An 18,743-nucleotide genomic window follows, 5' to 3' on the forward strand; every position below is an offset into this window, starting at 1 on the left:
GCAGAATTGGAGGCCAACGATGGCCCAGGCTGCCGCCACCCGCCTCGACGACGCGATGATCGGGGCCGGCCTGCTGGCCGGGGCCGCGAACGTGATCATGCAGCTCGCGCACCCCGCCGTCGGCTACGGCGTGTACGAGAGCCGCGTGGACAGCGGGAACCTGTTCAAGCACCCGATCAAGCGGAGCCGGACCACGGTCACCTACCTGGCCGTGACCGCGCTGGGCACCGACGAGGAGCGCAAGGCCTACCGCAAGGCCGTGAACGCCTCGCACGCGCGGGTCCGCTCGACCCCGTCCAGCCCGGTGTCCTACAACGCCTTCGACCCGAAGCTGCAACTGTGGGTCGCCGCGTGCCTGTACCGCGGGTTCGAGGACGTCTACGAGGCGTTCATCGGGCCGCTGACGCCCGAGCAGACCGAGGAGATCTACCGGAACTCCGCGCGGCTGGGCACCACGCTGCAGGTCAAGGAGGACATGTGGCCCGCCGACCGGCGGGCCTTCGAGGAGTACTGGAACGAGGCGCTGGCCGAAATCTCGATCGACGACACCGTGCGGCAGCACCTGCTCGACATCGCCGACCTGAAGTTCCTGCCCGGCTTCGTCAGCCGCACGCTGGGACCGGTCAACCGGTTCGTCACCACCGGGTTCCTGCCCGGCCGGTTCCGCGAGGAGATGAAGCTCGACTGGACGCCACGCGACCAGCGCCGGTTCGAGCGGGTGCTCACGGCGGTCGGACTAGGGGTGCGGCTGTCCCCGAAGCTCCTGCGGAAGTTCCCGTTCAACGCCTACCTCTGGGACCTGCGCCGCCGCCTGCGTTCGGGACGACCGCTGGTCTGACTGCCGGCGGTCCGGCGGGACCGCGCGCGGGCAGCGTCCGCCGGTACACCACGCTCGTCGTCGTGCTCCCGAACTGCGCCAGCTGGTCCGCGACCTCCTCCAGGTGCTCCATCGAGGCGGCCGCGACCTTCAGCGTGTAGCAGTCGTCGCCGGTGGTGCGCAGGCACTCCAGGATCTCGCAGCGCTCGGCGAGCAGCCGGTGCAGCGGCTCGTGCCTGCTGCCCGGGTACTTCAGCCGCACCACGGCGAGCACCGGGTACCCGACCTTGCCGAGGTCGACCTCCGCGCGGTAGCCGGTGATCACGCCCGACGCTTCGAGCCGCTTGACGCGTTCGGTCGTCGCGGAGGCGCTGAGGTTGACCCGGCGGGCCAGCTCGGTCAGCGGCACCCGGCCGTCCCGCTGCAGCTCGGTGAGGATCGCCCAGTCGGTCGCGTCGAGAGTCTCGGTCATACGCCGAAAATACCGGGAGATCCACGGTGGACGGCCGGGAAGACCGCAAGGAATCGGTGTGCGTGCCGGTGATCGCTGCCTAACCTGGATGCCGTGCGAATCGGTGTGAATGTTCCGAACTTCGGCCCCGGCACGGATCCGGGCGTGCTGCGCGACTGGGGCCGGACGGTGGAGGGGCTGGGTTACGACCTGCTGATGGTGTCCGACCACGTGGCGATCACGGCGGACGTGGCGGAGCAGTACCCGGCGCCGTTCTACGAGCCGTTCACGACGTTGTCCTGGCTGGCCGGTGTGACCGAGCGGATCCGGCTCGGCACCACGGTGCTCGTCCTGCCCTACCGGCACCCGCTGCTGACCGCGCGCATGGCGGCGAACCTGAACGCCCTCAGCGGCGGGCGGCTGGTGCTCGGCGTCGGGGTCGGCTGGGCGCGCCAGGAGTTCGCGGCGCTGGGCGTGCCGTTCGAGCGGCGCGGCGCGCTGACCGACGAGTACCTCGACGCGCTGCGCGAGGCGTGGGCCGATCCCGGTTACCGCACCGCGCAGATCCCGTTGTGGATCGGCGGGAACAGCCCCGCGGCGATGCGGCGGGCGGTGCGGCGGGGCGAGCCGTGGCACCCGCTGCGGTTCGCGCCCGAGTGGTTCCGGTCGGCGACCAGGAAGCTGAAGGCCATGGCCGACGAAGCGGAACGGCCGGTGCCCGCTCTCGTGCCGCGGATCGCGCTGCGCCTGACCGGCCGTCCGATCACCGGGGAGCGGCTGGCCGGTGAGGGCACCATCGAGCAGATCGTGGCCGACCTCGAAGAGTTGCGGGTGCTGGGCGCGGAGACCGTGGTGCTCGACCCGTTCAGTGGTGACCCCGCGGAAACGTTGCGGCCGCAGGCCGCGTGGCAGGCGCTGGCGACCGTCCGCGCCCATCTGGAGGGCTGATGTCCGACGACGAAAAGTACTTGCGGCGCGCGATCGAGCTGGCCGGGGAGGCCCGGGCGTCGGGCAACCCGCCGTTCGGGTCGCTGCTGGTCGGTCCCGACGGGCGGATCCTCGCCGAGGACCGCAACACGACGATCACCGACCGGGACATCTCCGCCCACCCCGAGCAGAAACTGGCCCGGTGGGCGGCGCGTGAGCTGGACCCGGAGACGGCGGCCGGCACCACGATGTACACCAGTTGCCAGCCGTGCGGGATGTGCGCGGGCGCGCTGGCGCGGTCCGGGCTGGGGCGCGTGGTGTTCGCGTTGTCCGGTGAGCAGCTGGAGAGCCTGAAGGAGCCGACCGCGCCCGTCGTGGCGAAGCCGGTGCCGCAGGAGGGCCCGTTCCTGTTCGAGGAGGCGCGCGTGCCGGTGGAGGGCTACTACCGCTGAGTGAGCTCGGCGTCCGGCCGGAAGGACCGGACCAGAGCGGAGTCCTGGTGCTCGGCGAGGGTGAGCGCGAAGCCGACCTCGTCGGCCCACTCGTCGCCCGAGCAGTCCTCGCCCGGCGGGGGCGCCGTGCGCGGGTGCGCGCCGCGTCGTTTGGCAGCTTCGGCCAGCGGGAGCCAGCAGGCCGTGGCGAGGGCTTCGGAGCCGGCGTGCGCGCGGGCCGCCGCGAGCGTGGCCGGGGCGACGTAGTCGCGCAGGACCAGGACCGCGTCGCGGATCTCGATGACCCGGCGGTACAGCCGCAGGTCGCTGGCCCAGCGGCCGTTCTCCGGCAGGTGGACCTGCGGCACCGCCGCGACCAGCCGCCGCCACAACGGTTCCAGCCTGCGCAGGGTGCGGCGGTCGTGCACGGACCGGTGCAGCCGCAGCAGTTGCGGCAGGGCCGTGCCCAGCGCCATCACCCACGCGGTGACCGCGACGTTGAGCGGGAACGTCGCCGCCACCCACGGTGAACGCGTCACCAGGTAGGCGGGCCCGACCAGGCCCCAGAAGACGGTCGAGGACGCGAAGCCGGTGGCGAGCACGTACAGGCCGGCGCGCAGGGGACGAGTCGTGGCGCGGCGGCCGTAGCGGGCGCACAGGATCGCGGCGGGGCCGGTGCCCAGCACGTGCGCGAGGCAGAGCAGCAGCCAGAACAGGTCGAACCACGGCGCGTCCGCCTGGGTGACGCAGGCCGCCGCGGTGGCGCCGGTGTTGAGCAGCAGCAAGGCGGCGCTCACCAGCGCGGCGGCGCCGTAGACCAGCAGCGGGCGGCGGCGGGAGGTGGCGGCGAGGACGAAGTCGAGGATGAGCGCGGAGCTGACCACGCCCCAGACGTTGACCACGATGCCGCACGTGTCGCCGAGCCGGAGCGCGCGGTTGACCAGGCCGGTGACCGGATCGAGGGCGACCGTGATCGAGGTGGCGAGGCTGGCGATCGCGATGAGCATGCGCCGCCGCGGAGGCGAGCGCCGGGCGGCCGGGGCGCGGATCAGCAGCGCGCCCCAGAGGAGCGTGGTGCCCGCGACGAGGAGGTCGGTGCTCGCGCTCTGCAGGACGGCCGGGTTCACGGATGGCCTCCACGGCGTGGCGCGGGGCCGTGGCGCGGATTCGGCGCAGTGCTGGGACCGGCGCGGTTGCTGGTAGCGCGACCGGTCGCGGCACCAGGCACACTTGCCGGAACCGCAGGGCGCCGGGCGATTCCGCGCAGCACACCGCCTGCTCCCACCGGCCCCAGCTGCGCGCCGGTCACTCCCACGTCCCGCGCAGGCCGAGCGCCGTTTCGAACTCGCGGAGTGCTCCGGTCGTCGTCCAGGTGGCGCGGGCCTGCGCAGCGGTCCGGATGAGGCTCGCGACCAGCTCGGCCTCCTGTTCCTCCTCCGTCGTGTACCCGGTGCGGGTCAACAGCCGCTCGATCAGGTCCGGCGACAGGTCCGGCAGCACCCGCGCCAACGGGTGCGCCCCGCCGCCGGCACCGCTGTGGTCGCACAGCAGGTGGCCGATCTCGTGCAGCACGATGTGGTCGCGGTGCACCCGGCTCGTCTTCTCCTCGACGTAGATCACGTCCGCCGTCGCCAGCCGGATCCACGCCCCGCACGCCGACCCGCCGGACCCGGGCGGCAGCGTGCGCACGTGGATCGGGCGGCCGCGCCGCGCCGCGAGGGCGTCCACCAGCGCGGGCACCGAAAACGGCTGGGGCAGCGGCAGGTCGGCCACCAGGGCCTGGCACCGTCGCAGGTCGCGTCGCGTCACCATCGCGCTGCCGTCACCTCCGCTCGCGCGTCGTCCGCGAGCCGGCGCGGCGCCTGCCCGGTCTACGCGCCCGGCTCGTCCTCCGGCTGCTCGGCAGGCGGCCCGAGCCGCTCGATCTTGCGGGCCTCGGTGACCATGGCCAGCAGCGCGTCCAGGGTATCGTCGGACAGCCCGTCCGCGCGCAGCGCGATGGACCGGACCTTGTGGTTGCGCAGCGCCTGCGCCAGCTCGAGCTGGGCGTCGACACGGGAGGTCACCGCGTCGTCCAGGAAGTACTCCGCGGGCACGCCGAAGAACGCCGCGAGCGTGCCCAGCGTGTCCTGCGTCAGGTTGCGCTTGCGGCCGCTGGCCAGCTCCCACAGGTAGGTGCTCGACAGCGTCGCCCCCGTGCGCTCGCGGATCTGCGCCGCGAGCTTCGCGTACCCGGGCCTGCCCTCGGGGTAGAGGGTGGTGATCAGGTGCGTGATCTTGGCGGCGAGTGAGCCGCCCTCCTGCCCGCCCTGGTCCATGGAGTTCCTCGTGCTCGAAGGGATTGTCCGCCTTGGCGGACGGCCGGTGGTCGGCAGCCATTCTGAGTCAGCCGGGAGCCGTTGACAAACCGAGGTGTCCAGCCCCTATTCTGGCCCACGTCATCCGCTGAAGCGGATGCGCGGCCGGCGGGGCCTGGGGGCTCGCCGGCCTTCTTCGTGTCCGGATCCGTTCACCCTGCACGCCCCGCCGGGAAGCGGCTATGATGGTGGAGGCGTCGTTCTCCCAGTGACCCCCAGGCTGGTCGAGGACGACGCCCCTTTTTGCGGCTTGACTTTTGTTCACGGTATGCATTAGATGATTTCAGTAGTGCAGAAGACCTGTCGACAGGGGGAGAAGTGAGCATGCCGTTGCGGGCCGGGATCGTCGGCGCCGGGTTCATCGGAGCCGTGCACGCCCGTGCGGTGCACACGCTGGGGCAGGACCTGGCCGCGGTGGCGGCGTCCACGCCCGCCCGCTCCCGCGAAGCCGCGGCGGAGCTGGGCGCGCGAACCGCCGTCGACAGCGCCGAGGAGCTGGCGGCCGCCCCGGACATCGACGTCGTCCACATCTGCACCCCGAACGCCCTGCACGCGCCGCTGACCCGCATCGCGCTCGACGCGGGCAAGCATGTCGTGCTGGAAAAGCCGGTCGGCACCAGCGGCGCCGAGGTCGCCGACCTCGTGCGGCGGTGGCGGGACACCGACCGGGTGGTCGCCGTCCCGTTCGCCTACCGCTTCTACCCGGTGGTGCGCGAGGTGCGGGACCGCGTGCGCGGCGGGCCCGTCCGGCTGATCCACGGCGTCTACCTGCAGGACTGGCTCTCCCGCGACAGCGACACGAACTGGCGCGTGCAGTCCGGGCTCGGCGGGCCGTCGCGCGCGTTCGGCGACATCGGGGTGCACTGGTGCGATCTGGCGGAATTCGTCACCGGCCAGCGGATCGCGCGGGTGCACGCGGTGCTGCCGCGGGTCGTGCCGGTGCGGGCGGGCGTCGAGGTCGACACCGAGGATGCGGCGCTGCTGCAGTTCGAGACCGAGCAAGGCGTGTTCGGGTCGGCGGTGATCAGCCAGATCTCGCCGGGGCGGCGCAACCAGCTGCAGCTGCGGATCGACACGCCGGACACCGAGTACGCGTTCGACCAGCAGGATCCGGAGGTCCTGTGGATGGGCGGGCGCGAGGAGACGCGGATCCTGCACCGCGGCGACCCCGCCCTCGGCGCCGACGCGACCTCCCGCAACCTCGTCCCGGCCGGCCACCCGCAGGGCTACCTGGACTCCTTCACCGGCTTCATCGCCGACGCCTACGCCGCGATGCGCGGCGAAAAGCCCGACGGCCTCCCGACACTGGCCGACGGCGCCCGCGCGACGGCCATCACCGAGGCGGTCCTGAACTCCGCCGCCCGCCGCGACTGGGTGGAGGTCACGCCCGGCTGAGCGCCGGGCCTGGTACGAATTTCCGGGTAGTGCGAGCGAAGGGACCCCCGTGACCGCAACCATCCCGTCCGACCAGCTCGACGATCTGGTCCTGGTGCTCGACCTGGTGCGCTCCGGCGCCGCGCGGACCCGGCCGGAGCTGGGCAGGCGGTCGGGCCTCGGGCGGACCGTCATCAGCCAGCGCGTCGGCCACCTGATGCGCGCCGGGCTGCTGGAAGACGGCGAGCTGGGGCCCTCCAGCGGCGGGCGCGCGCCGCGGGAGCTGCGGTTCCGCTCCGGCGCCGGGGTGATCCTCACCGCCGAGCTGGGCGCGACCAGCATCAGCGCCGGGCTCACCGACCTCGCCGGGAACCTGCTCGCGCAGCGCACCGAGGCCTCCGACGTCGCCCGCGGGCCGGAACCCGTGCTCGCCCAGGTCGGCGCCCTCTTCGACGACCTGCTGGCCGGCCGGCCGGACGCCCAGGTGTGGGGTGTGGGCATCGGGCTGCCCGGGCCGGTCGAGTTCGCCACCGGGCGGCCCAGCGCCCCGCCGATCATGCCGGGCTGGGACGGCTACCCGGTGCGCGACCACTTCGCCCGGCGGCACAACGCGCCGGTGTGGGTGGACAACGAGGTGAACGCGATGACGCTCGGCGAGTTCCGGGCGGGCGCGGCGGCCGGGGCGCGGGACTACCTCTACGTCAAGATCGGCACCGGGATCGGCGCCGGGCTCATCTCCGGCGGCCACCTGCACCGGGGCAGCCAGGGGTGCGCCGGCGACATCGGGCACACGGCGGCGCGCGCCGACACCTCGGTCGTGTGCCGGTGCGGCAACGTCGGCTGCCTGGAAGCGCTTGCCGGCGGCGCCGCGCTGGCCAGGGACGGTGAGGCCGCGGCGAAGGACGGTGGCAGCCCGATCCTGGCCGAGCGCCTCGCGGAGAACGGTGTGGTCACGGCGGAAGACGTGGCGTGGGCGGCGCAGAACGGCGACCGCGCGGCGCTGGAGCTGATCCAGCGCGCGGGACGGCTGATCGGCGACCAGCTGGCGATGCTGGTGAGCTTCTTCAATCCGTCGCTGCTGCTGATCGGCGGTGGCGTGGCCGGCGCGGGCGACCACCTGCTCGCCACGATCCGCGAGGTGATCTACGGACGGTCCCTGCCACTGGCGACGCGGGACCTGCGCATCGTGCGCTCGTCGCTGGGCGACCAGGCCGGGGTGGTGGGCGCCGCGTTCATGGTGCTGGACGAGCTGTTCACGCGCGACCGCCTGGCGAAGTGGATCGACGCGGGCACACCGGCGGGGCTGCCGGATCTGACGGCCGCCTGACGGTAGGGGCGGTGAGCCCGCCGGAAGCGGCGGCGGGCCGACGGAGTGGGTCCGGTGGCGGGCGGTGCTGCGCGAGCAGCGTTCCGGAGGCTCGTGCGCCTGCCCGGGGCGGGAGGCGGGTTTTTGGGGGGCGGCAGCAGGTGGTCCGCTCGGGCGGGTGCGCTGTGGCGCGCGGGTGGGTACGCCTGCCTGGCCGCGCGCGGGGTTGCCAGGCGGCGCTGGTGATCATTCTGCGTGAGCGGCAATGGACCGGCAGTGCCCGCGAACGGCAACGGGCCGGTCCCCCGTGGGGAACCGGCCCGTTGAACAGTCGCGCGAGGGTCAGACGATGCTGACGCGGCTCGCCTGCGGGCCCTTGGCGCCCTGCGTGATCTCGAAGGTCACCTGCTGGTTCTCTTCAAGGCTGCGGAAGCCGTTGCCGTCGATCTCCGAGTAGTGGACGAAGACGTCCGGTCCGCTCTCCTGCGCGATGAAGCCGAAGCCCTTTTCGGCGTTGAACCATTTGACGGTGCCCTGTGCCATGTGTTTCTCCTTGATATTTTCTCTAACAATCAGAGCGCGGAGGCCGCGCTCTTCGTGGTGAGCCCGAGCATGTCGAGCAGCTCGCGGCAGTCGTGGACGTCCAACGCGTGGTCGGCGACCGTGCGCGCCGCGCGGTGGTTGGCGATCGCCTCGTCCTGCGCCATCCGGGCCCGTGCCTCGGCGATCGGGCCGGTCTCGGGTTGCTGTTCGGAAGCGTGGCGAGCCCAGGTCATGACGATCCCTTCGACGGTGCGGACGACTTCACGGCCAGCCGGGCCAGCCGTTGCTCGGTGGGCCAGCGCACCTGCCAGGCCCAGCCGAGACGTTCGAACGCCCAGATCACCCGGGCGGACACGTCGATCTGCCCGCGGCGCACGCCGTGGCGGGCGCAGGTCGGGTCGGCGTGGTGGGAGTTGTGCCACGACTCGCCCATCGACAGGATCGCCAGCGGCCAGAAGTTGGCCGAGCGGTCGCGACTGGCGAACGGGCGGTCGCCGATCATGTGGCAGATCGAGTTCACCGACCAGGTCACGTGGTGCTGGAACGAAACCCGCGCCAGACCCGCCCACAGGAACCCGGTGAGCGCGCCCTGCCAGGACATCGTGGCCAGCCCGCCGATCAGCGCCGGCAGCAGCACGGACAACGAAACCCAGAGCGGGAACAACCGGTCCACCGCGCGGATGTCGGGGTCCGCGGCCAGATCCGGCGCGAAACGGTCCACATTGGTCCGGTCGCGGCCGAACAGCCAGCCCATGTGGGCGTGCCAGAAACCCTTGGCCAGCGCGGCAGGCGAGGTGCCGAACAGCCACGGCGAGTGCGGATCGCCCGCGCGGTCGGAGAACGCGTGGTGGCGGCGGTGGTCGGCGACCCAGCCGATCACCGGTCCCTGCGCGGCCATGCTCCCCGCGATCGCCAGCGCGATCCGGAGTGGACGGTTCGCGCGGAACGCACCGTGCGTGAAGTAGCGGTGGTAGCCGATCGTGATGCCCAAAGTGGACACCGTGTAGAGAGCGGCGGCGACGGCGAGGTCGAGCCAGCTCAGTCCCCAGCCCCAGAACACGGGAACGGCCGCGATCAGCGCGACGAAGGGGATGATCAGGAACGCCCGGATGACCACCATCTCGGTCATCGACGCTTGTTCCGACAGCAACGGCTTGGGGCTCTTCCGGTCCGGGACGACGGAAGTGGGAGAGGTCAAAAAGGAAACTTCTCTCGTGGAGGATCAACCACGAAGGGCCAACCGAAGGGAACGAAACCGGCCCGGTTGCCAGCCTGCGAAAAACTCCCGACAAGAACGACCTTACCCCATCGGATCCGGTACGTCACGATTCCCGGGTGGGAAACTGTTCTTCATGATCATCGTCGGCGTGGTCGCGCTGGTGGTCTGGCTGTGGCTGGCCGCCACCCGGTTCTGGTGCACTGACCAGCGGTTACCGCCCCGCCGGACGCCCGCGGCGTGGCCCTCCGTGGCGGTCGTCGTACCCGCCCGCGACGAGGCCGGAATCCTGCCGGAAACACTGCCCGCGCTGCTCGCCCAGCGCTACCCGGGGCCGCTGAGGCTGATCCTCGTCGACGACGGCAGCGGCGACGGCACAGCCGAGGTCGCGCGCGCCCTGGGCGGCGGCCGCCTCACCGTCACCGCACCGGGTGACCGGCCGCCCGGCTGGACCGGCAAGCTGTGGGCGCTCGCCCACGGCGCCGAGCAGGCCGGCGAGCCGGACTTCCTGCTGTTCACCGACGCCGACATCGCGCACGGCCCGGACTCGGTCACCGCGCTGGTCGAAGCCGCGGGGGAGCGCGATCTCGTGTCCCAGATGGCGCGCCTGCGCACCCGCACCGGCTGGGAGCGGCTGGTCGTTCCCGCTTTCGTGTACTTCTTCGCGATGCTCTACCCGTTCCGCCGGGTGAACGGCCCCGGCCGCACGGCCGCGGCGGCCGGCGGGTGCTGCCTCGTCCGGCGCAGCGCGCTGGAGCGGGCGGGGGGAGTGGCCGCGATCCGGGACGCGGTGATCGACGACGTCGCCCTCGGCAGGCTGCTCAAACGCGCCGGGGGCCGGATCTGGCTCGGCCTGGCCGGCGACGTGCGCAGCGTCCGCCCGTACCCGTCCCTGCGCTCGCTGTGGGACATGGTCGCCCGCAGCGCCTACACCCAGCTGCGGCACTCCCCGGCGCTTCTCGCTGGCACCGTGCTCGGCCTGGCGCTGGTGTTCCTCGCGCCCCCGGTCCTGACCCTCGCCGGCGCCGGCCCCGCACGCCTCCCCGCCCTCGCCGCGTGGCTGGTGATGACCCTCACTTACGTCCCGATGCTGCGCTACTACCGGCAGCCGTGGCCCGCGTCGCTGCTGCTGCCCGTCACGGCGACGCTGTACCTGCTGATGACCGTCGACTCGGCCGTGCGGCACTGGCGCGGGCGCGGCGCGGCCTGGAAGGGCCGCAGTTACGGGTGATCGCGGGTACGGTCTGAAGCGGTTACCGGAACGAGGAGACACACCATGGCCGACCAGGACATCATCGCCAACATCGACAAGCTGATCGCCGAGGAGCACGAGCTGCGGTCGCGTTCGGTCGGCGACGGCCTGAGCGACGAGGACCGCACCCGGATGCGCCGGGTCGAGGAGCAGCTGGACCAGTGCTGGGACCTGCTCCGCCAGCGCCGGGCCGCGCGCGAGTTCGGGGAGGACCCGGACCAGGCGCAGGCCCGCCCGGTCAGCGAGGTCGAGTCCTACCGCCAGTGATGGAATACCCACCCTGCCCAGGCTGTTGTGCCGACTAGTTGAACGCACAACTACCTGAGCAGGGTGAGGTCCATGTCCCGCACACTCGTGGTCGTTTCGGCCGGCCTGAGCAGCCCTTCCTCGACGCGGCTGCTGGGTGACCGCCTGGCGCAGGCCGCCGCACGCGAGACCGGCGCCGCGGTCGAGGTCGTCGAGCTGCGCGACCTCGCCACCGACATCGCGAACAACCTGGTCACCGGCTTCCCGAGCCCGAAGCTGGGGGACGCCGTCGAGACCGTCATCCGCGCCGACGGGCTGATCGTGGTGACGCCGATCTTCAACGCCTCCTACAGCGGCCTGTTCAAGTCGTTCTTCGACGTGATCGAGGCCGGCTCGCTGCAGGGCAAGCCGGTCCTCATCGCCGCGACCGCGGGCACCGCCCGGCACTCGCTCGCGCTGGAGTTCGCGCTGCGGCCGCTGTTCGCCTACCTGCGCGCCGACGTCATGCCGACCGCCGTCTTCGCCGCCTCGGAGGACTGGGGCGCCTCCGACGGGCCGGACGGCGACCTGACCGCGCGCATCGAGCGCGCCGCAGGTGAGCTGGCCGCCGCGGTGAGCGGGCGGCCCGCCCCGCCGGCCGTGGCCGCGGAGGACGAGTTCGTCCCCTTCGACCAGCAGCTGGCGCGGCTGGGCATCACGTCATCGCGTTGACACCGGTCAGGTCCCGGCCGATGATCAGCTTCTGCACCTGGCTGGTGCCTTCGTAGAGGGTGAGCACGCGGGCGTCGCGGACGTACTTGCCGACCGGGTACTCGTCGATGAACCCGTACCCGCCGAACACCTGCAGGCAGTTGTTCGTCACGCGCACCGCGGTCTCGCTCGCGTGGTACTTCGCCGCCGAAGCGTCGGTGGCGTACTCCTTCGGCTTCATCCCGGCGTCGGCCATGCGCGCGACCTGGTGGGTGAGCAGCCGCGACGCCTGCACGTCCACCGCCGCGTCCGCGAGCAGCTCCTGGACCAGCTGGAATGACGCGATCGGCTTGCCGAACTGCTCCCGCTCGGTCGCGTAGCGGGTGGCCGCGTCCAGGGCCGCCTGCGCCACGCCGACCGCGCCCGCGGCCACCGAGATCCGGCCGCGGGACAGCGTGCCGAGCGCGATGCCGAGGCCCTTGTCGACCTCGCCGAGCCGCGCCGAATCGGGCACGCGGACGTTGTCGTAGGTCAGCTCGGCGGTCGCCTGGCCGCGCAGGCCCAGCTTGCCCTTGATCTCCGTCGCCGTGAAGCCGGGGGAGTCGGTGGGCACCAGGAACGCGGTGATGCCGCGGTCGCTGGTGCGCGCGAAGGTCAGCGCGACCTTCGCCCACGTGCCGTTGGTGATGAACATCTTGCTGCCGTTGATCACCCAGTCGGAGCCGTCGCGCTTGGCGCGGGTGCTCAGCGACCCTGCGTCGGAGCCGGTGCCCGGTTCGGTGAGGCCGAAGCAGCCCAGCGCCTCACCGCTGATCAGCCGCGGCAGCCACTCCTGCTTCTGCTCGTCGGTGCCGTGCGCGGCGATCGTCTTCGACACCAGGCCGAGCGACACCGACACGATCCCGCGCACCGCGGAGTCGCCGCGGCCCAGCTCCTCGGTGACCAGGACGTAGGACAGCATGTCGGCGTCCACCCCGCCGTACCGCTCGTCCAGGGTCAGGCCGAGGAACCCCAGCTCGCCGAGCCGCCGCACCACGGACTGGTCGACGTGCTCGGCGCGGTCCCACTCCCGGGCGTTGGGCGCGATCTCGGCGTCCACGAACTCCGCCGCCATCCGGCGGAAGTCGCGCTGGGTCTCGGTGAGACCGAAATCCCGTGCCAGCATTGGCTTTCTCCTCCTCAGACGTCTTCGGGCGCGGTGCCCGCGGCGGTCAGCGGCAGGCCGAGCTGCGCGCGTTCGGCCAGCCACCGCGTCGGGCGGTAGCGCGAGTCGCCGGTGGCTTCGTGCAGCGCGCGCTGCAGCGCGAGCAGCCGGGCCGGGCCGACCTCGTCGCCCCAGGCCAGCGGGCCGCGCGGGTAGCCGAGCCCGAGCCGCACGCCCAGGTCGATGTCGGCGGGCGCGGCGATGCCCTGCTCGGCGATCGAGGCGGCCACCGAGACGATCGACGACACCAGCCGTTGCGCCACACCGCCTTCGACGTCCCGCACCACCGACACCGCCTTGTCCCCGCGGGCCAGCACGGCTCGCGCGTCCCGGGCCGCGGCCGGGTCGGCGGCCGGGGTGATCGCCAGCACCCGGCGCGCGGTCCGGATCGACAGCGGGTCGACGCCGAACGTCCGCTCCGGCGGCAGCCCCTGCGCGGCGATCGCGGTGGCGACCGTGGTGCCCCACGTGGTGACGAGCGCGACCGCGTCCTCGGTGAGCGTGTCGGCGACCTTCGCCCCGGCCTCGGTCAGCGCGGCGCGCAGCTCGTCATCGTCCGTCCACACCGGACGATCCGCGTCCCCGGTGATGGGCTTCTCGACGGGCTTTTCGGCGCCCTCGGTGTAGTCGAACCAGCCCTGCTTCGTCTTGCGGCCGTGCAGGCCGGCGGCGACCCGGTTCGGCGTGAGGAAGGACGCGCGCAGGCGGTCGGAGTAGCGGAACCCGGCCCAGATCGACTCGATGACCGTCGCGGTGACGTCCAGCCCGGTGAGGTCCATCAGCTCGAACGGGCCCATCTTCAGGCCCAGCACGTCACGCGCGATGCGGTCCAGCTCGGCCGGCTCCGCGGCCTGGCGCTCCAGCAGCGCGAGCGCCTCGGTGACCAGCCCGCGGCCGGCGTGGTTGATCAGGAAGCCCGGCGTGTCCGACACGACGACCGCGCTGTGCCCGGTGTCCCGGACCAGTGCGGACACCGTGTCCACCACCTCGGGCCGGGTCCGGGCGCCGGGGATCACCTCGACGATCTTCATCAGCGGCGCCGGGTTGAAGAAGTGCAGCCCGACCAGGCGGGACGGATCGGACAGCCGCGCCGCGATCTGCGTGACCGGCAGCGACGAGGTGTTCGTGGCGAACACCGTCGTGGGCGGCAATGCCTTCTCCAGTTCGGTGAACAACGCGGCCTTGGTGTCCAGGTCCTCGCGGATCGCCTCGATCACCAGGTCCGCCTCGCCCGGCTGTGCGGGGGAGTCCAGCGGCACCAGGCGCGCGCCGATCGCGGCGGCCTCCTCGGCGGTGCTGCGGCCCTTCGCCACGGCCCGGTCGAGCATGCCGCGGACGAACTCCACGGCCTCGCCGACCGACTCCGGCCGGGCGTCGGCCAGCTCCACGGTGTGCCCGGCGGTCGCGGCCCACTGGGCGATCCCGCGGCCCATCACCCCGGTCCCGACGATCCTGATGCGCACGGTCCTCTCCTTCATCGCAGATACACCCGCTCCGGGTCGACATCTTCGCGCAGCAACCGTAGTTCGGCCTCGCTCGGCGGTTCGATCACCGTCAGGTCGCCGCCCACCTCCAGCGGCCAGCCGGTGCACTCGCGCGCCTGGTCCACGGTGACGCCAGGGTGCAGCGCGACCAGCTTCAGCTCCTCTCCCGGGCCGCTGCGCGCGAGGATGCCGAGTTCGGTGATCACCCTGGTGACGCCGAGCCCGGCGGGCCGCACACCGTCGGCGAGGGCCCGGTCGGGGCCGGGCGAGGTGCAGAAGTCCAGTTCGTCCACAAAGGACCGGGGGTCGTGGCGGCGCATCACCACGAACACCTCGCGCGAGTTCGCCATGACCTCCATCGCGCCGCCGGAACCGGGCAGCCGCACCTTCGGGGAGTGCCAGTCGCCGATCACCGAGGAGTTCAGGTTGCCCCAGCGGTCGATCTGCGCGGCGCCGAGGAACCCGACGTCGATGTGCCCGCCCTGCAGCACGTAGCCGAACAACGCGGGCATCGACAGCACCGCCTCGGCACCGGTGATCAGCACGGCGTCGGCGATGGTCTCCGGCAGGTGCGACGGGTGCGCCCCGCACACGCCCGACTCGTAGACGATCTCCAGGTCCGGCGCGACCGTCAGGTGGGCCAGCGACGCGGCCAGCGTGGGCAGGCCGATGCCGGCGAACACCGTGCGCTTGCCCGCCAGTTCGCGGGAGGCGACGACGGACAGGGTTTCACTCGAGGTGGTCATGTCAGAGCCTCCGTCCGTAGTTCACCGGTTCGCTCAGCGCTTCGCCGACCGCGAGGCCGGCCCAGAACTCCTCGCCCAGCTTGGCGACGTACTCGGCGTGGTCGGCCGTGCCGTGCACCCACTCCGCCATCCACGCGGCCAGCTTCTCCTTGTCCCTGCTGATGCCCGACCACGCGCGGTAGAAGGCGTTGTCGCGGTCGTAGTAGCCCTGCGCGAACGACGGGTGGGCCCCGCGCGGGACCTCGACCACCGCGTCCACGGCGTGCGCGGGCACCACCGTGCGGTTCGGGTCGGAGCGGACCACCTCGTCGGCCACGATCTCCTCGACCACGACGATCGCCTTGTCCGCGGCGAACACCGCCTCGGCCTGGATGCCGGTCAGGCCCCAGATCTGGGTGTTGCCCGCCCGGTCGGCGCGCTGGGCGTGGATGATCGTGACGTCCGGGTTGACCGGCGGGACGACGTAGATCTGCTCGTCGCCGTAGGGGGAGGCGACCTTGCGGATGTTCGGGTTGACGCCAGGCAGGTCGGAGCCGGCGTAGGAGCGCAGCGGGTAGAACGGCAGGCGCTGCGCCCCGGCGAGGTAGCGGCAGATCAGGCCGTAGTGGCTGTACTCCTCGAACTCCAGCGGCTCGGGGTCGGCGTGCTCGATCCGGCGGCGCAACTCGCCCAGCGACCCGGCGGAGGAGTTGCCGATGAACGAGGACACCAGCTTGCGCACGCACCCGCCGGCGAGCATCTGGTCGACGACGATGTCCGCGGTCATCCGGACGACGGTGAGGTCGCGGCGGCCCTGGCGGATGATCTCGTGCCCGGCCGCGGTGGGGATGAGGTGCGTGAACCCCTCCAGCGCGACGGTGTCGCCGTCGTGCACGAAAGCCGCGACCGCGTCGCGCAGGCTCATCGTCTTGTCCGGACCCGGGCGGGGCATCGTCGCGCTCCTGTGCAGCTCGTGGATGGGGCGGTCTTCACCGTGCCACCGAGATTGATTAGTGTCCAATACCGAATCGGAGTCAGATCAAGACGGAGTTGGTAATAATGGAGCTGCGTTACCTCACGTCCTTCCTGGCCGTGGCCGAGGAGCTGCACTTCGGGCGCGCCGCCAAGCGGCTGCAGATGGCGCAGCCGCCGCTGTCGCAGCAGATCCGGCAGCTGGAGAAGGAGCTGGGGGTCCAGCTGTTCGAGCGCAACACCCGCTCGGTGCGGCTGACCAGCGCGGGGGAGTCGTTCCTCGCCCCGGTCCGGCGGGTGATGGAGGACCTGGACATCGCCACGAAGGCGGCGCGCGCGGCCGGCCGGGGCGAGTACGGGCGCGTGACGGTGGGGTTCGCGGGCGCGTCCAGCCACGAGAGCCTGCCGCTGCTGACCCGCGCCGTGCGGGCCGCGCACCCCGGGCTGGAGCTGGTGATGCGCGGCCAGACGTATGCGAACGTGGCACTGGCGCGCGTCGCGGACGGCTCGCTGGACCTGGGGTTCGTCCGGCTGCCGATCACCCAGCCCGGCGTCGAGGCGCGGGTGATCGACGAGGAGGAGATGATCTGCGCGCTGCCGTCGGACCATCCCCTGGCGCGGCTGGACGAGGTGCCGGTGGAGGCGCTGGCGGAGGAGGCGTTCGTGAGCTTCCCGGCCAACGCTGGGTCCAGCGTGCGGGACGCGACGGTGCGGGTGTGTGTGTCGGCCGGGTTCAACCCGCGGGTGGTGCAGGAGGCGCCGGACTCGTACACGATCCTCGCGCTGGTGGCGGCCGGGGTCGGGGTGACGCTGACGGTGTCGTCGTGCCAGCACATCCAGCAGACGGGGCTGGCGTACCGGCCGCTGGCGGGTGAGCCGGTGCGGTTGCAGGCCGCGCTCGCCTGGCGGCCGGACAACCCGTCGGCGGCGTTGCGGACGGTGCTGGCGATCGCGGAGCAGGCCTTGCCTACGCCTGCTTAGGGGTCCTGGCGGATTGCGCGCCGTGGGGTGACACGCCGAGCAGGGGAAGCCACACGGTGTCCACGATCTCGACGATCGCCTCGTCCGGGACCGCGCCCATGCGCATCAGCATGTCGTGGCGCAGCAGGTCGAAGGGCAGGTTCACCAGGCGCGCGGACCGCGGCTCGTCCGCGAGCTCGCCGCGTTCGACGGCGCGCTCGACGAGCGCCGCGAAGGGGGGCGTCTGGTCCGCGGGGCGGAGGCGGCCGCGCAGGTCGTCGAAGGTGGTTCCGGTCTCGCGGAAGTAGTCCGCCAGCTGGATGCGCAGGAGCACCACCGCGCGGGACCGCTCGGCGTTGATCGTGCGCAGGAGTGCGAGGGCGTCCTGGCGCAGGCTGCCGGTGTCGGGAGGGATGTCGAGTGGACGCCAGTGCCGGGCGAGTGTGGCGACGAGGAGGTCCTCGCGCTGCGGCCAGCGGCGGTAGAGCACCGGCTTGCTGGTGCCGGCGCACGCTGCGACTGCCTCGTAGGTGAAGCCGTGGTAGCCCTGGTCGACCAGAACCTCCCAGGCGGCATCGGTGATCGCGTTCTCCAGGGTGGCACCCCTGCGTCGCGTGGCAATGCCCTCCGTCCGCCGCTCACTCATCACTGCCCCCTGTCGTCAGCCATTCGGTTAGATCTGCTTGCGTATCTTAACCCGCGGACGTAGTCTCGGACCCATAAGATACCAAGCCGTTTCTAAACGGGGGGAGATCCGCATGTCCACGATCAACGCCGCGCTTGTCGAGTCCTTCGACGAGCCGCCGCACTTCCGCTCCGTCCCGGCTCCTGAGGCTGGTCCCGACCAGGAGGTGGTGGACGTCCTCGCCGTCGGCGTGCACCCCGCCACGCGCGGCATCGCCGCCGGCAAGCACTACACGAGTTCCCAGGCACTGCCCGCCCTGGCGGGTGCGGACGCCGTCGTCCGCCGGGCGGACGGCAGCCTCGGCTACGTCATGCTCATGGGCGCAGGCACACTGGCCGAGCGCATCGTCGTGGATCCGGCCGCCGTCATCCCGGTTCCGGACGGAGCCGATCCCGCGCTCGTGGCCGCCACCATGAACCCGGCGCTGTCCTCATGGACCGCGCTGCGCACCCGCGTGCCGTTCCGGGCCGGGCAGTCGGTCCTGGTGCACGGCGCGACCGGCAACGCCGGCTCGACGGCCGTCAAGGTCGCCAAGCACCTCGGCGCGGGGCGGGTGATCGCCGCCGGACGCAACCGCGCCCGCCTCGACGAACTCCTCGACCAGGGCGCGGACGCCGTCGTGCAGCTCCGCCCCGACGAGGACGCCACCGTGGCCGCGCTCGCCGAGGCCGCCGCCGAGGTCGACGTGGTCCTGGACTACGTGTGGGGGCAGCCCACCGAACTCGCCATGCGTGCCGTCCTCGGAGCGCGGACCCAGCACACCCGCCTGCTCGACTGGGTGCAGATCGGTGGCATGGGCGGCGACGGGATCACCCTGTCCGGGCACCTCCTGCGCTCCAACGCTTTCCGGATCCTGGGCAGCGGCTTCGGCGCCGTGGACACGCAGGTCATGCAGGCGGAGTTCACCGAGCTCGTCGCCGCGATCGCGGCGGGCGGCATGGCCGTGCGCCCGAACCCGTTCCCGCTCGACCAGGTCGAGGCGGCCTGGGCCCACCGGGACGCGCCCGGGGAGCGCACGGTCATCCTCGTGCGTGATTGAGACGACCGCCGTCTTACCGGCCCCGCGATTCGGTATTGGACTCTTCTAGGTCCCGTTTGGCACG

Annotated in this window: 22 protein-coding genes; 10 read left to right on the plus strand and 12 right to left on the minus strand. The window is 72.3% G+C overall.

Translation table 11 applies throughout. The features are described 5' to 3' along the window. Window positions 1-19 precede the first annotated feature (19 nt). Window positions 20-838: an oxygenase MpaB family protein gene (locus tag ABZ193_RS19395; RefSeq protein WP_354710860.1), complete on the plus strand. Its 819-nt coding sequence runs from the start codon at window positions 20-22 to the stop codon at window positions 836-838. Here the strand turns inward: ABZ193_RS19395 and ABZ193_RS19400 are convergent. Continuing rightward, entirely contained in the window at window positions 780-1,289 is a 510-nt protein-coding gene (locus tag ABZ193_RS19400; RefSeq protein ID WP_020421357.1) for an Lrp/AsnC family transcriptional regulator, read from the minus strand. The two genes, ABZ193_RS19395 and ABZ193_RS19400, sit on opposite strands and share 59 nt — an antisense overlap. 93 nt (window positions 1,290-1,382) lie before the next feature. Between ABZ193_RS19400 and ABZ193_RS19405 the strand changes: the two genes are divergently transcribed. Both ABZ193_RS19405 and ABZ193_RS19410 read left to right on the plus strand, forming a co-directional pair. Further along, complete coding sequence (locus ABZ193_RS19405) at window positions 1,383-2,216, plus strand: LLM class flavin-dependent oxidoreductase (protein WP_354710861.1); 834 nt, start codon at window positions 1,383-1,385, stop codon at window positions 2,214-2,216. Continuing rightward, window positions 2,213-2,647 (plus strand): nucleoside deaminase, encoded by a 435-nt coding sequence (locus tag ABZ193_RS19410; RefSeq protein WP_237337205.1) that lies wholly within the window; start codon window positions 2,213-2,215, stop codon window positions 2,645-2,647. The genes ABZ193_RS19405 and ABZ193_RS19410 overlap by 4 nt, the downstream gene beginning before the upstream one ends. On the opposite strand, the gene ABZ193_RS19415 is transcribed toward ABZ193_RS19410, so the two are convergent. The 3 genes from ABZ193_RS19415 to ABZ193_RS19425 all read right to left on the minus strand — a co-directional run bounded on the left by ABZ193_RS19415 (window position 2,638) and on the right by ABZ193_RS19425 (window position 4,944). Then, complete coding sequence (locus tag ABZ193_RS19415; RefSeq protein WP_354710862.1) at window positions 2,638-3,753, minus strand: MAB_1171c family putative transporter; 1,116 nt, start codon at window positions 3,751-3,753, stop codon at window positions 2,638-2,640. The two genes, ABZ193_RS19410 and ABZ193_RS19415, sit on opposite strands and share 10 nt — an antisense overlap. A 178-nt stretch (window positions 3,754-3,931) precedes the next feature. Further along, on the minus strand, window positions 3,932-4,438 hold the full coding sequence (locus tag ABZ193_RS19420; protein WP_354710863.1) for a hypothetical protein: 507 nt from the start codon (window positions 4,436-4,438) through the stop codon (window positions 3,932-3,934). 59 nt (window positions 4,439-4,497) lie between these two features. Next, entirely contained in the window at window positions 4,498-4,944 is a 447-nt protein-coding gene (locus tag ABZ193_RS19425; protein ID WP_020421352.1) for a hypothetical protein, read from the minus strand. A 363-nt stretch (window positions 4,945-5,307) separates the two neighbouring features. On the opposite strand from ABZ193_RS19425, the gene ABZ193_RS19430 reads away from it, so the two are divergent. Both ABZ193_RS19430 and ABZ193_RS19435 read left to right on the plus strand, forming a co-directional pair. Continuing rightward, window positions 5,308-6,378, plus strand: a complete 1,071-nt coding sequence (locus ABZ193_RS19430; protein ID WP_354710864.1) for a Gfo/Idh/MocA family oxidoreductase — start codon at window positions 5,308-5,310, stop codon at window positions 6,376-6,378. A 49-nt stretch (window positions 6,379-6,427) separates the two neighbouring features. Beyond that, window positions 6,428-7,684 carry an ROK family protein gene (locus ABZ193_RS19435; RefSeq protein WP_354710865.1) on the plus strand — a complete coding sequence of 419 codons (1,257 nt, stop codon included), beginning with the start codon at window positions 6,428-6,430 and terminating at the stop codon, window positions 7,682-7,684. 321 nt (window positions 7,685-8,005) lie between these two features. On the opposite strand, the gene ABZ193_RS19440 is transcribed toward ABZ193_RS19435, so the two are convergent. The 3 genes from ABZ193_RS19440 to ABZ193_RS19450 are packed head-to-tail and all read right to left on the minus strand — an operon-like array spanning window position 8,006 to window position 9,335. Next, a complete protein-coding gene (locus ABZ193_RS19440) occupies window positions 8,006-8,206 on the minus strand; it encodes a cold-shock protein (protein WP_020421349.1) in 201 nt (66 codons plus the stop codon). Window positions 8,207-8,235: 29 nt separating this feature from the next. Then, window positions 8,236-8,439: a hypothetical protein gene (locus ABZ193_RS19445; protein ID WP_020421348.1), complete on the minus strand. Its 204-nt coding sequence runs from the start codon at window positions 8,437-8,439 to the stop codon at window positions 8,236-8,238. Further along, on the minus strand, window positions 8,436-9,335 hold the full coding sequence (locus tag ABZ193_RS19450; protein ID WP_354710866.1) for an acyl-CoA desaturase: 900 nt from the start codon (window positions 9,333-9,335) through the stop codon (window positions 8,436-8,438). The genes ABZ193_RS19445 and ABZ193_RS19450 overlap by 4 nt, the downstream gene beginning before the upstream one ends. 223 nt (window positions 9,336-9,558) lie before the next feature. On the opposite strand from ABZ193_RS19450, the gene ABZ193_RS19455 reads away from it, so the two are divergent. From ABZ193_RS19455 to ABZ193_RS19465, 3 genes are all read left to right on the plus strand, one after another. Beyond that, window positions 9,559-10,653 (plus strand): glycosyltransferase, encoded by a 1,095-nt coding sequence (locus ABZ193_RS19455; RefSeq protein WP_354710867.1) that lies wholly within the window; start codon window positions 9,559-9,561, stop codon window positions 10,651-10,653. Between the two features lie 45 nt (window positions 10,654-10,698). Continuing rightward, window positions 10,699-10,941 (plus strand): DUF2630 family protein, encoded by a 243-nt coding sequence (locus ABZ193_RS19460; RefSeq protein ID WP_020421345.1) that lies wholly within the window; start codon window positions 10,699-10,701, stop codon window positions 10,939-10,941. 72 nt (window positions 10,942-11,013) lie between these two features. Then, on the plus strand, window positions 11,014-11,631 hold the full coding sequence (locus tag ABZ193_RS19465) for an FMN reductase (protein ID WP_354710869.1): 618 nt from the start codon (window positions 11,014-11,016) through the stop codon (window positions 11,629-11,631). On the opposite strand, the gene ABZ193_RS19470 is transcribed toward ABZ193_RS19465, so the two are convergent. The 4 genes from ABZ193_RS19470 to ABZ193_RS19485 are packed head-to-tail and all read right to left on the minus strand — an operon-like array spanning window position 11,615 to window position 15,975. Then, on the minus strand, window positions 11,615-12,775 hold the full coding sequence (locus tag ABZ193_RS19470) for an acyl-CoA dehydrogenase family protein (RefSeq protein ID WP_020421342.1): 1,161 nt from the start codon (window positions 12,773-12,775) through the stop codon (window positions 11,615-11,617). The two genes, ABZ193_RS19465 and ABZ193_RS19470, sit on opposite strands and share 17 nt — an antisense overlap. Window positions 12,776-12,789: 14 nt before the next feature. Further along, window positions 12,790-14,292, minus strand: coding sequence for a 3-hydroxyacyl-CoA dehydrogenase (locus ABZ193_RS19475; protein ID WP_354710871.1), 1,503 nt, complete (start codon window positions 14,290-14,292; stop codon window positions 12,790-12,792). After that, window positions 14,289-15,044 carry a CoA-transferase gene (locus tag ABZ193_RS19480; RefSeq protein WP_354710873.1) on the minus strand — a complete coding sequence of 252 codons (756 nt, stop codon included), beginning with the start codon at window positions 15,042-15,044 and terminating at the stop codon, window positions 14,289-14,291. Before ABZ193_RS19480 ends, ABZ193_RS19475 begins: the two co-directional genes overlap by 4 nt. Before the next feature lies 1 nt (window position 15,045). Continuing rightward, entirely contained in the window at window positions 15,046-15,975 is a 930-nt protein-coding gene (locus tag ABZ193_RS19485; RefSeq protein ID WP_354710875.1) for a CoA-transferase, read from the minus strand. A gap of 107 nt (window positions 15,976-16,082) precedes the next feature. On the opposite strand from ABZ193_RS19485, the gene ABZ193_RS19490 reads away from it, so the two are divergent. Then, a complete protein-coding gene (locus ABZ193_RS19490) occupies window positions 16,083-16,976 on the plus strand; it encodes a LysR family transcriptional regulator (protein ID WP_020421338.1) in 894 nt (297 codons plus the stop codon). Here the strand turns inward: ABZ193_RS19490 and ABZ193_RS19495 are convergent. Continuing rightward, window positions 16,963-17,601: a TetR/AcrR family transcriptional regulator gene (locus ABZ193_RS19495; RefSeq protein ID WP_354710877.1), complete on the minus strand. Its 639-nt coding sequence runs from the start codon at window positions 17,599-17,601 to the stop codon at window positions 16,963-16,965. The genes ABZ193_RS19490 and ABZ193_RS19495 overlap by 14 nt on opposite strands. Window positions 17,602-17,713: 112 nt before the next feature. Between ABZ193_RS19495 and ABZ193_RS19500 the strand changes: the two genes are divergently transcribed. Next, window positions 17,714-18,679, plus strand: coding sequence for a zinc-binding alcohol dehydrogenase family protein (locus tag ABZ193_RS19500; RefSeq protein WP_354710878.1), 966 nt, complete (start codon window positions 17,714-17,716; stop codon window positions 18,677-18,679). Window positions 18,680-18,743: the final 64 nt, after the last annotated feature.

The organism is Amycolatopsis sp. NPDC006125 (genome assembly GCF_040614195.1).
GTDB classification, from domain to species: domain Bacteria; phylum Actinomycetota; class Actinomycetes; order Mycobacteriales; family Pseudonocardiaceae; genus Amycolatopsis_E; species Amycolatopsis_E tucumanensis.